Annotated in this window: 8 protein-coding genes; 5 read left to right on the top strand and 3 right to left on the bottom strand. The window is 38.2% G+C overall.

The window, feature by feature from the left end; all coding sequences use genetic code 11:
• Positions 1 to 3: 3 nt before the first annotated feature.
• The 5 genes from MT391_RS10520 (at position 4) to fbpC (ending at position 7791) form a co-directional block, all read left to right on the top strand.
• A complete protein-coding gene (locus MT391_RS10520; protein WP_499497927.1) occupies positions 4 to 1698 on the top strand; it encodes an MASE1 domain-containing sensor histidine kinase in 1695 nt (564 codons plus the stop codon).
• A gap of 186 nt (positions 1699 to 1884) precedes the next feature.
• The gene (locus MT391_RS10515) at positions 1885 to 3213 is read left to right on the top strand and encodes an MFS transporter (RefSeq protein WP_499497925.1); all 1329 of its coding nucleotides are present in this window, start codon (positions 1885 to 1887) and stop codon (positions 3211 to 3213) included.
• 184 nt (positions 3214 to 3397) lie between these two features.
• The gene (locus tag MT391_RS10510; protein WP_499497923.1) at positions 3398 to 4435 is read left to right on the top strand and encodes an ABC transporter substrate-binding protein; all 1038 of its coding nucleotides are present in this window, start codon (positions 3398 to 3400) and stop codon (positions 4433 to 4435) included.
• Between the two features lie 167 nt (positions 4436 to 4602).
• A complete protein-coding gene (locus MT391_RS10505) occupies positions 4603 to 6699 on the top strand; it encodes an ABC transporter permease (protein WP_499497921.1) in 2097 nt (698 codons plus the stop codon).
• A gap of 33 nt (positions 6700 to 6732) precedes the next feature.
• Positions 6733 to 7791 carry a ferric ABC transporter ATP-binding protein gene (gene fbpC, locus MT391_RS10500; RefSeq protein WP_499497951.1) on the top strand — a complete coding sequence of 353 codons (1059 nt, stop codon included), beginning with the start codon at positions 6733 to 6735 and terminating at the stop codon, positions 7789 to 7791.
• Between the two features lie 117 nt (positions 7792 to 7908).
• On the opposite strand, the gene yghU is transcribed toward fbpC, so the two are convergent.
• The 3 genes from yghU to MT391_RS10485 all read right to left on the bottom strand — a co-directional run bounded on the left by yghU (position 7909) and on the right by MT391_RS10485 (position 11917).
• Positions 7909 to 8769 carry a glutathione-dependent disulfide-bond oxidoreductase gene (yghU, locus tag MT391_RS10495; protein ID WP_499497919.1) on the bottom strand — a complete coding sequence of 287 codons (861 nt, stop codon included), beginning with the start codon at positions 8767 to 8769 and terminating at the stop codon, positions 7909 to 7911.
• 25 nt (positions 8770 to 8794) lie between these two features.
• Positions 8795 to 9472: a glutathione S-transferase family protein gene (locus MT391_RS10490; protein WP_499497917.1), complete on the bottom strand. Its 678-nt coding sequence runs from the start codon at positions 9470 to 9472 to the stop codon at positions 8795 to 8797.
• Positions 9473 to 10012: 540 nt separating this feature from the next.
• Complete coding sequence (locus tag MT391_RS10485) at positions 10013 to 11917, bottom strand: TRAP transporter permease (protein WP_499497916.1); 1905 nt, start codon at positions 11915 to 11917, stop codon at positions 10013 to 10015.
• Between the last annotated feature and the right edge of the window lie 337 nt (positions 11918 to 12254).

Raw genomic sequence — 12254 nt, 5'->3', positions numbered from 1 at the left:
TAAATGGCGATTAAGTCCCCTCTAACTGAGACCAATCAAGATGTGTTCAACAATTACATCATTGGTGAACACAGCCTCTCTAAGCTCGCTTTTGTTTATATATTTAGCTTTTTAATTTATAGCATTAGCTGGTTTTGTTTATGGAATATTAGCCGTTATTTATCGCCAGATATTTTATTAGCGGGTTTATTGCTACCTACAGGGTTAAAATTAATCACATTCACTCTCGCGCCGCGTAGTTTGTGGCATCTTTTTATGATGAGTGAATTGTTTATTGTTGCTAGTTTACTTTATCTCTTGGGAGAAAGTGAACACGAAAACTTATTATTCATGTTTGTTTTTTTACCCTATATTATTGCCATACCGTTTAGTCACTATTGGAAGCATTTAGAGACCTATTGGCAAAAGTTGCTTGCGCTATCTGCCGTTACTATCCTTTATAGTTTAGTTTGTGGCTTAGCCCTTTTACTACTTGCGAACCCCTTAAACTTGCCCTTTAGTTATGTATTTTCAGCGACCATTTCCGCATTAACAGGCGGGATTTTGTTAGCCCCGTTTTTATACCTGCTTTATGACTATCTTCAACATAAATTGTGGTTACCTTTAAGTCCAATTCTGATCCATCAAGAGATCCGCTTGCGCCCCTCTGCCATCATCTGGGGAATAGGCTTTTTTAGTATCGGCCTAGTTGCAGAATTAACGCTATTAGAAACAATGAAACCCTTGGTACTATTAATTATATTATTACCAAACATTTTTATGGCCTACAAATACGGTTGGCAAGGTGGTGTATTAGCGGGTGTGATTAACAGCATACTGTTAACTACCGCGAGACAAATCACAGGCACCTTTGAATCGGATCAAGAATTACAAATTTTTATGACTAGCCAAGCTCTAGTTGGATTAGGTTTAGGGATCGCCATCAGTAGACAGTATTTATTATCTGAACAACTACAACGGGTTAACTGTGATTTAGCAATGGAGCTTTCTAATAAGCAACAGTTAACACAGCAACTAGTGCAAGCGGAAGAAAATATTCGCAAGTCTGTGGCTCGCGAATTACATGATGAAATCGGCCAAAATATTACAGCGATTCAAATCCAAGCAATGCTTGCAGGCAAAGTAAGCCAGGATAAAAATAGTCAAGATATCGCAACCACGATTAACACATTAGCATTAAGAATTCACAGCTCTACTCGGCAACTATTAACTCAGTTGCGCCCTCATTCCCTTGATGAATTAGGCTTAGAAGATGCCATTAGACAACTAAGTGCAGAAATGCGCTTTGCCGATAGACGTATTGATTTTAAACTAAATTTTGGTTTATCTGCCACTAAGCTTGATGATATTACCGCCGTTACGTTATATCGAATTGTGCAAGAATTATTAAATAATGTCAGTAAACATGCGCAGGCAAGCGAAGTTAAATTAAGTTTATTACCCGGTGAAGTGTTTACCTTAGAATTACGAGACAATGGAATCGGATTGCCTGAACAATGGCAAAATAAGGGGCAAGGGCTTAAGGGGATCAAAGAACGGACCAGTGCATTGGGTGGAAAAATAAGAATACAAACCCGAGAAGTACAAGCAGACCAGCATCAGCAATCGGCAACAAGGTTAACAAACTTGAAGACCTCTTACCCCGGCACCCTAATAACCATTCATTTACCCGTAAAAGCCTTTTCCAACGCAGATTAAAATGACAACAACTAAAGTTATTAATGATTTAATAGGCCGCTAAGTAGGAAAATATTATGTTACCTAGCCCACAACTCTGGGCCTTACACAGTAAAACTAGGAATTTTTCTTAGTCATTTAGAAATTAGTCTCACTCTTTCACCAACACCATTCAGTACCATCGTTTTCAGTTAGGAGAATTTACACATGATGGGTTTTTTAACCTCTGAGCAACCCGCTAAAACGATAACTAATCAAGTACAAATTAATGCCACTTATCAATACTGGCGATTGCACTTAATGTTATCTATGTATCTTGGTTACGGCATGTTTTATTTTACGCGTAAAAGTTTGAACTTTGCGATGCCAGCTTTACTTTCCGACCTTGGGTTAGCACATTCCGATATCGGCTTTTTAGGAACACTTTTTTATATTACTTACGGCCTATCCAAATTTTTTTCCGGGATGGTCAGCGATCAATCAAAACCTAGTTATTTTATGGGATTGGGGTTGATAGCAACGGGCATTATTAATATTGCCTTTGGTTTGAGTTCATCGTTATTCATGTTTGCCACATTGTGGGTAGCGAACGCCTTTTTTCAAGGTTGGGGATGGCCACCTTGTGCCAAGCTATTAACCACTTGGTATTCTCGTTCTGAACGTGGTTTTTGGTGGTCGATTTGGAATACATGTCACAATTTAAGTGGTGCGTTGATCCCTATTGTCATCGGCTTTATAGCGGTCTCTTGGGGTTGGCGTTATGGGTTCATTATGCCAGGACTTGCGGCCATATTAGTTGGCATTGTTTTATGTTTCAGAATGCAGGACAAGCCAACCAGTTTAGGTCTACCTAGTGTCGGCGAGTGGCGAAATGATGCACTTGAAAAGCAACACGAACAAGAAGGTAAAGGATTAAGTTTTAAAAAAATCCTAACTGTTTATGTATTAGGTAATAAGTATATTTGGATTTTATGTAGCTCTTATTTTTTGGTGTATATCGTACGTACCGCTATTAATGATTGGGGAAACCTTTATTTAATGCAAAGACATGGATTTGAACTTTTTTCAGCCAATGCGGCTGTTTCCATGTTCGAAATAGGCGGTTTTCTTGGGTCATTATTTGGAGGTTGGGGATCAGACCGATTTTTCCGTGGTAACCGCGCTCCAATGATTTTGATTTTTGCTTTGGGTATTTTCGCTTCTGTTTCTGCCCTGTGGTTAACACCTGTAGATAATTTTGTGGTGCTATCGGGTTGCTTTTTTTCCATTGGTTTTTTTGTATTTGGCCCTCAAATGATGATTGGAATGGCAGCCGCTGAATGTTCACACAAGAATGTAGCAGGTACAGCAACTGGGTTTGTAGGATTATTTGGGTATTTAGGCGCAGCACTTGCTAGCTACCCACTTGCTTTAATTATTGAACGATTTAATTGGGAAGGTTTTTTCAGTGTCATTACTTTATCTGCAGCTTGTATTGGTTTACTGATCTTACCTTTTGTAAAAGCACAGGATGTGCGAGATAACGCGAATGGCTAGCCGTATTGTTGTTACTTGCTAACGCTTGTGTTTTCTTGAAAAGAAAATTTAGAATGTTTTAACACCATTATTCATATTTGTATTAGCAGAATAGTTGAATGGAATAACGAGACTAAATGCTTTGGCATTATTTATTCACACAGTGAAATATTAGTTTTTTATCAAAAAAAGGAAGGGAAAGAATATGAAAATTAGCACTCAACGTACTTTATTAGCCGCTTGTGTTCTAGGCTCCACAATGACCATTGCACCACAAGCCGTTGCTGAAGGTCGACTTGTTGTTTACTGCAGTGCAACCAATGCAATGTGTTCAGCAGAAACTAAAGCATTCTCTGAAAAATATGATGTTAAAACTTCATTTGTACGTAACGGCTCTGGTAGCACGTTTGCTAAAATTGAAGCAGAGAAAAAGAACCCTCGTGCCGATGTTTGGTATGGTGGTACGCTAGATCCACAATCTCAAGCGGGTGAAATGGATTTACTGCAACCTTATAAGTCTCCTCAGCTTGAATTCATTATGGATCAATACAAAGATCCAGCTAAGCGTAAAGGTAATTACTCATCTGCCGTTTATATGGGCATTCTTGGTTTTGGTGTGAATACTGAACGCCTTGCAGAGAAAGGGTTAGAAATCCCACGTTGTTGGAGTGACCTGACTAAACCAGAATATAAAGATGAAATTCAAATTTCTGACCCACAAAGTTCAGGCACTGCATACACTGCATTAGCAACCTTCATCCAACTTTGGACTGAAGATAAAGCGTTTGATTACTTCAAAGCATTAGATAAAAACATCTCTCAATACACTAAATCAGGTGTAACACCATCTCGTAACTCTGCACGTGGTGAAATCGCAATCGGTGTAGGCTTCTTACATGACTATTCACTTGAACAATCCAAAGGTGCACCATTGGAGCTTATTTCTCCTTGTGAAGGAACCGGTTATGAAATTGGTGGTGTGAGTATTATTAAAGGGGCTCGTAACCTAGATAATGCAAAACTTTTTGTCGATTATGTATTATCAAAAGAAGGCCAAGAGTTAGCTTGGAACAAAGGTCAATCGTTCCAAATTTTAACCAACACAACCGCAGAGCAATCACCTAATGCGCTGGACCCTAAAAAACTAACCTTAATTAATTACGATATGAATAAGTACGGCTCATCTAGTGAGCGTAAACGTTTAATCGATAAATGGGTAAACGAAGTAAAAATGGGTGAATAACCTTCACTTAGATGAGCAGTATTAGTACTGCTCATCTCCCCTTAATATTTTATTTTAATTCTATTATCAATCGCGATTACAAATTACATTTCCATTTGCTGCAGTTCGGGAATACTTAATCTAACAAATTGATTAAAAATAACTTTTTATTAACTCGGTATTTTACAATGAATGATATAACAGATAAATCATCTACTCGTCACCGGCCTACTCCTGAACATCGAGATCCTATTTTTTATTGGGTTTTGGTGTTACTTGCCGGCTTTATATTCCTCCCCAGTTTTTCACTCGATTATGGGGTGTTCGATTCCACTTTTGAAGAAATTAACATGGCTATGGGCTGGAGCTCAGCTAATATTTCTTGGCTATGGTTTATCTTACCGCTCGGTTTATTAATTCGCCCTCGTAAAATACAAAACAAATACGCCAAAAAACAACATTGGTTCGATATTGTTTTTTCTATTTTCTGTATGTTTATAACGCTACTTTCATCCTGGTATACTGAACAAGGTTTAGGTTACTCCACGATTGTTCTATTCATTGGCCTTGGCGCAGTAATGACACTCGCCTTTTCAAGAATGGAATACCTTGGTGGTGATGTGTTTATTATCGCATCGCTCATTTCCATCATTATATTAATCTCTACTTTTATCATTTATCCAAGTATTGCCATTTTTGTACCGATGTTTCAGGATGATGCTGGTAATTTTGTACTGTTCCAGTTCCTTGAAATACTCACTAAATCGCACATTATACAAATTATATTAAACTCGGTTATGTTGGGTACTTCAGTTGGAATCGGTGCTACTTTTTTTGGTCTCATTTTTGCCATTTATACTACGCGTATTGCAAAACGTTCCGCTTTTATCGCGCGCATATTTTCTATTCTACCGATTGTAACTCCACCCTTTGTTGTAGGTTTAGGCGTAACTTTAATGCTTGGTCGTTCAGGTTATATTACTGAATTAATGGTCGATTGGTTCGGTTTAGAACAAACTAACTGGTTATATGGTTTTACTGGTATTTGGATGGCTCAAGTACTTGCTTTTGCACCTATGTCTTTCATGATTATTGACGGTGCAATGAAATCTTTACACCCTTCATTAGAAGAAGCGTCATATACATTACGTGCTAACCGTTACCAAACCTTCTTTCAAATTGTGATGCCATTATTAAAACCTGCATTGGCTAATTCCTTTTTAATCATCTTCGTACAATCTCTTGCTGACTTCAGTAATCCATTGGTACTGGGTGGTAGTTTTGATGTATTAGCAACACAGATTTATTTCTACATTGCGGGTGCTCAACTTGATTATGCTTCGGCAAGTACTTTAGGTGCAGTGCTACTGTTATTCTCTTTAGCTATTTTTGTAGTGCAGTATCTATGGATTGGTAAACGTTCATACGTGACTATTTCAGGTAAGTCTTACCGTGGTGATGTTCAACCACTACCACCATCGTTGAAACTAGGTGTATCGGGTCTTCTGTATTTTTGGATGGCCTTTAATGTGCTTCTTTACGGCAGCATCTTTTATGGCAGCTTTACGGTTAACTGGGGTGTTGATTACAGCCTGACATTTAATAACTACATCAACCTATTTGGTATGGGAATGAGTGAGGGAGCTTGGCCTTCTTTAATCACTACCATGACTTATGCTGGTATTGCCGCACCAATAACTGCTTTCTTCGGTTTATTGATTGCTTACATAGTGGTTAGACAACAATTCCGTGGCAAAAAAGTGATTGAGTTCTCAACCATGCTTTGTTTTGCTGTACCCGGAACAGTAGCTGGTGTGTCTTACATATTAGCCTTTAATGATGCGCCAATTTATCTAACGGGAACAGCCGCGATTGTGGTGATCTCAATGGTGATGAGGAATGTGCCAGTTGGGATACGCTCTGGTATAGCAGGACTGGGCCAATTGGATAAATCATTGGATGAAGCTTCATTAAGTTTACGCGCTAATTCTTTAAAAACGATTACCCATATTCTACTTCCGTTATTAAAACCAGCTATTTTATCGACACTGATTTATAGCTTTGTGCGCGCAATGACCACAGTAAGTGCCATTATATTCTTAGTTACACCGGAAACGCGTGTTGCCACTTCTTATATTTTGAATCGTGTTGAAGATGGTGAATACGGTATCGCTATTTCCTACGGATCAGTGCTGATCGTGGTGATGTTAGCAATTATTTTAATTTTTGACTTCCTTGTTGGTGATACCCGTGTATCTCGTTCTAAAGCAACCAACCAAGAATAATGACTGGAGTAACGATTAATGGAAAACAGTAAAATGGAAAATGAAAACTTCGTAGTATTAAAAAATATCTGCAAAAAGTTTGACGATAAAGAAGTCATAGGCAACTTAGACTTAGAGATCAAAAAAGGCAGTTTAGTTACATTATTAGGTCCTTCTGGTTGTGGGAAAACAACAGTATTGCGTTTAGTGGCTGGATTGGAAAAGCCCACCAGCGGTCAAATATTTATTGATGGTGAGGATGTAACCAATACTTCGATTCAACAGCGTGATATCTGTATGGTATTTCAGTCCTATGCACTATTTCCTCACTTATCATTACACCAAAACGTTGCCTATGGATTAAAGATGCTAGGCATCTCTAAAGCTGAAACTAAACAACGTGTTGATGAAGCATTAAAATTAGTTGATTTAGAAGGCTTTGGGGAGCGTTATGTGGATCAAATATCCGGTGGTCAACAACAACGTGTGGCACTGGCCCGTGCGCTAGTATTAAAACCAAAAGTGTTGTTGTTTGATGAACCTCTCAGTAATTTAGATGCAAATTTACGCCGTAGCATGCGAGAAACCATTCGTGAACTACAGCAACGTTTCAACATCACTTCTTTGTATGTAACGCATGACCAAACTGAAGCATTTGCCGTGTCAGATACCGTGATAGTAATGAAAGATGGCGAAATTATGCAGCAAGGTTCGCCCACTGAGCTTTACAAAAATCCAGCGTCGATGTTTATGGCAAACTTTATGGGTGAAGCTAATATCTTCCCAGGTGAGTTTGATGGTGAACAAATTAACATTAATGGTTACAAGACCCCTGCCGATCCGACCATGGTTGAAGGTTTTAAAAGTGGAAACTATTTAATTGGCGTTAGACCTGAAGCGATCCTATTAACTAACCAAGGTGATGAAAGTCAACGTTGCCAAGTGAACAAAGTTGCTTATATGGGGGCTATGTACGAAGTGAGTGTAACTTGGCAAGAGCATGAAATATTATTGCAGCTTAACTCTTCACAATTTAATGCCTCTTTAGCTGAACGAGCATTTTTAACGATTAATCCAACGGGCTTATTTTTATTGCCTGCCGATGCTAAATAGTTAGATTACAAAATATAAAAAGGCCAAGTAGGAGATTATCTTACTTGGCCTTCTTCTATAAGCACTTATTTAGCACTTGCATAGTACGTACGCCCACTCGACGTTTAAGCTTTAAACCTATTTTGGTTTTTTAGCTAATACTGCATCAATATCTGCAGCTGAATGACGCTCAGGAACTTGTTCCCAATCCTCACCCCAAGAACGGTTTATTATACGACCTCTTTGTACACCTTCTCGTGCTTCAAGCATTTTTGCCCATCGTAAAACGTGCGTATAAGTGTCAACTTGTAAAAACTCTGCAGCATCATATAAGTTCCCAAGTACTAGATTTCCATACCATGGCCATATTGCGATATCAGCAATTGTAAACTCTTCACCCGCTACATAAGTATTGTTAGCAAGTTGCTTATCTAATACATCCAGTTGACGCTTAGCTTCCATTGCAAAACGATTGATTGGATACTCAAATTTTTCATCTGCGTAAGCATAAAAATGACCAAATCCACCACCCAAGAAAGGAGCTGAACCTTGAGCCCAAAATAACCAATTAAAGGTCGTTGTTCTCGCCGCACCTTGTGTTGGTAAAAAATGCCCAAATTTCTCTGCTAAATGAACTAAAATTGAAGCGGATTCAAACACATTAACAGACTGATCACTCGATTTATCCACCAGCGCTGGAATTTTAGAGTTAGGGTTTGCACCCACAAATCCTGAAGAGAATTGATCGCCTTCACCAATGTTGATCAAGTAAGCATCATATTCAGCTTCTTTAACACCTGCTACTAATAACTCTTCTAAAAGAATGGTTACTTTTTGGCCATTTGGCGTACCAAGTGAATAAAGTTGTAAATTGTGTTCACCAACAGGTAATTCTTTATCATGTGTAGAGCCAGAAACCGGTCGATTAATACTCGCCCATTTGTTGCCGCCACTTGTGTCATGAACCCAGACTTTAGGTGGTACATATTGCTCTGTCATTTTAATTCCTTACGCAAATAAAAAGTTAAACTTTAGGGTAGTTAGATGGGAAGAATGCCCGTTTAGCTTCTTCATCAAACTCTTTCTTAAATGAGATGTCTTTACCAATCTCTCTCGCGCGCGCTGCTGCTGGACGACTATTAATACTATCAAACCAACGTTTAATATTAGGGTAAGGCGTTAGCCCTTCTTCGCCCAATACTACTGCCGCTTTATCAATCCAGCCCCATGCAGAGACATCGGCAATAGTATACTCTTCGCCAACTATATATTCACGCCCGGCTAAATGCGTATCTAACACTTCATAATGACGTTGCGCTTCACGTAAGTAACGGTTAACTGCATAATCATTACCTTCAGGTGCAGCATGACGGAAATGTACACATTGACCAGAATATGGACCAAGACCAGAAGCAATAAACATTAACCAAGAAAGCATTTCAGCACGATCACCTGGTTGGCCAGCCAATTTTCCAGTCTTTTCAGATAAGTACATCAAAATTGCATTTGAATCAAAAACACGTGTGCCATCATCCTCAATGGCCGGTGCTTTAGCATTTGGATTTATTTGACGATATTCAGGTGTGTGTTGCTCTCCTTTTAAAGTATCAAGTGCAACTAACTCAAAGGGAAGCCCTGTTTCTTCTAAAAACAAAGCCACTTTCATTGGGTTTGGTGTGTGGTGAAAATAAAACTTGATCATGTCATGCTCCTTTTTATGATGATAATATTGAAACACAGACAGAACGATCGTTCAATAAAATTTTAATAGATTATTAAAAATTAATGTTGAAAGTGATACATTTACCAATAACTGTATAAATAAACAGTTAGGTGAGAATGCAATAAAAAGCGGATAATCATATTAACCTACTGATTTAGTATAATTTGTTCGATTAATAAACATTAATGCTTCAAATATGTGTTAAATGTTTGAGAGTTTACTATTAAAATAAAAATCGCCCATTTAACTGTATGCATATACAGCTTTCGTTGCAATTTATGACGAGTGTAATATATGGCATTAATTACTAGGTATTAGTGATTAGTTAGTAGTTAGTAGGTATTGGACGTTGGTAATTAGGAATTGAATGTTAAACATTAACAGTGGTATTTATTAACACTGGAATTTGATATTAACCGCTATCACCCTCTTTGGAGATAGCGGTTAACTTATAGATATTAAAATGTAGGTCTTAAATTGTAGAGGTTATGTTATGGAAGTTAACTCCATAAACTTAATTTAAATTTGAGCAGCTACAACCTCATCTTCAGTTCTAGATAAACGATAGTTAACCAAGCAAACCATTACAATGATCGCGATCCCCGCTATATTGATATAAAGATAAGGTACTAACATAGTAAACCCAGCAATCAACAATAACCCACGGGCAAGCAAAGGTAGCTTAGTGGCTAAGCGTCCTTCTATAGTGCCTGCAAATGCAACGATTAAACCAATGGTTAATACGATAGCAATAAAAAAGTCGATGTTTTGACCTTCCATCCAAATCAACCCAGAAAAAGCCATCATAATAGGAATAATGAAGAAGCCTTGAGCTAACTTAAATGCTTGAACGGCGGATCGCATCGGTGATGTATTAGCTATACCTGCAGCGGCAAAGGCAGCTAATGCAATTGGTGGCGTGACATTAGACGTTTGCGATAGCCAAAATACAATCATGTGTGCCGCTAATAAACCCACACCTAACTCAGTTAAACTTGGCACTGCCATAATAGATAAAACGATATAAGCTGCGGTTACGGGTAATCCCATTCCTAGGATAACCGCTGCAATTGCAATCAGACCTAATACTGACCATAGGTAACCGCCTGATAATGCCATTAAGAACTGAGTAAATTGCAATCCAATTCCTGTTTGTCCTACAACACCGACTACAATACCAGCAGTACCACAAGCTACAGAAATAGGTAATGCTAATAGCGCCCCTTCCTTCATGCCTTCAAAGAAAACCGCTATGGTTATACGGCTATGCTTTCTGCACATAGCAGCCACCAAAATAGCCACACAACCTGAAATACCCACCAATATAGGTGAATAACTCATTAACAGTAAACTAGTGATTAAAATTAATGGTACGAGGAAATGCCAACCATTTTTTAACACCACGGAAATTTTCTCAGTGATTTCCATGCCTTGTAAGCCTAATTTACACGCCATTAGGTGGACATAAAGCAAGGTACAAGCAAAATATAAAATAGCAGGAGCTATCGATACTAATAAAATTTCACTGTAGGGAATGCCCGTAAACTGAGCCATTACAAACGCACCTGCACCCATAACAGGAGGCATGATTTGACCACCTGTAGACGCCGCCGCTTCTATACCTGCAGCTTGCTCTGGTTTATAGCCTAATTTTTTCATCATAGGTATGGTCAATGCGCCAGTGGTTACCGTATTAGCAATTGCAGATCCTGAAATTGAACCTAAAGCAGCTGAAGCAATAACACTCGCTTTTGCTGGGCCACCGCGGTATTTACCTGCAATCGAAAATGATGCATCGATAAAGAATTTACCCGCTCCGGTTACCTGTAAAAAGGCACCAAACAATACAAAGATAAAAACTACACCAGCAGCAATTGCGAGTGGCGCGCCATAAACACCATTGGTTGAATAGATATGGAATCTAATGATCTCCTCAACAGCAAAGCCTTTACTTGCCACAGAGCCAGGTAGGTAATTACCAAAAATAGCATACACTAAAAATAATGCGGCTATAAACACCATGACTAAACCAACCGTACGTCTTGTTGCTTCTAGTAATAACACTAAAATAATTAAACCGGATATTTGATCAAGCGTTGTTAATCCATCTAATAAGAATGAAATATCGTCATAGTCAAAGGCAACGATATGATAAGAAGCCCAAGCTATCGCGGCAATAAAGATTAAGTCTATGATACGCCCCATTAGGTATAAACCTGTCGAACGTTGCGATTTAATTAGTGGTAGGGTAAAAAATACTAGGATTAATACCCAGCTTAAGTGAATAGGTCTAAATATGGTAGCGGCTAAGTCGGCTGTTATTCCTTGCCATATTTGAAAGATTGATAATGATATAGCTGCTAATGCAGCAATTAATACTATTTTGTCTGAAATCCATTTACACGTAGTAGTAGATTCACTCATGCTATTCTCCACAGGGTCACCAAATATTATTAGATTTATAGATTGGTTCTTGATTACGTTAGTTATTACGTTAATGATTAAATCAAGTTAAAAGGCTGATGTTAAAAGTTGTACTTACTGTTATTTGTTAATTGCTCCTTGCTTAATTGTCCCTTGGTTAATTACTACTTGGTTAATTACTACTTGGTTAATTACTACTTGGTTAATTGATACTAGGTTAATTGTTATGCGTAAACTATTCGTTGCCATGCATAAAATAAAACGGCTAATAAATACCTATTAACCGTTTTTATAATGACTCTCTCTAAGATAATTTACTTTGAACTTTTTCTCTAAG

This window comes from Vibrio sp. 1-Bac 57 (assembly GCF_037546855.1).
In the GTDB taxonomy this organism is placed as follows: domain Bacteria; phylum Pseudomonadota; class Gammaproteobacteria; order Enterobacterales; family Psychromonadaceae; genus Psychromonas.
The sequence above is the reverse complement of the archived record's forward strand: the minus strand, read 5'-3'. Positions and strand labels throughout refer to the sequence as shown.

Bases quoted from the DNA above. Each gene is read 5' to 3' on its own strand.
- fbpC (WP_499497951.1), top strand. From the start codon at position 6,733: ATGGAAAATGAAAACTTCGTAGTATTAAAAAATATCTGCAAAAAGTTT.
- MT391_RS10485 (WP_499497916.1), bottom strand. From the start codon at position 11,917: ATGAGTGAATCTACTACTACGTGTAAATGGATTTCAGACAAAATAGTA.
- MT391_RS10490 (WP_499497917.1), bottom strand. From the start codon at position 9,472: ATGATCAAGTTTTATTTTCACCACACACCAAACCCAATGAAAGTGGCT.
- MT391_RS10520 (WP_499497927.1), top strand. From the start codon at position 4: ATGGCGATTAAGTCCCCTCTAACTGAGACCAATCAAGATGTGTTCAAC.
- MT391_RS10510 (WP_499497923.1), top strand. From the start codon at position 3,398: ATGAAAATTAGCACTCAACGTACTTTATTAGCCGCTTGTGTTCTAGGC.
- MT391_RS10515 (WP_499497925.1), top strand. From the start codon at position 1,885: ATGATGGGTTTTTTAACCTCTGAGCAACCCGCTAAAACGATAACTAAT.
- MT391_RS10505 (WP_499497921.1), top strand. From the start codon at position 4,603: ATGAATGATATAACAGATAAATCATCTACTCGTCACCGGCCTACTCCT.
- yghU (WP_499497919.1), bottom strand. From the start codon at position 8,769: ATGACAGAGCAATATGTACCACCTAAAGTCTGGGTTCATGACACAAGT.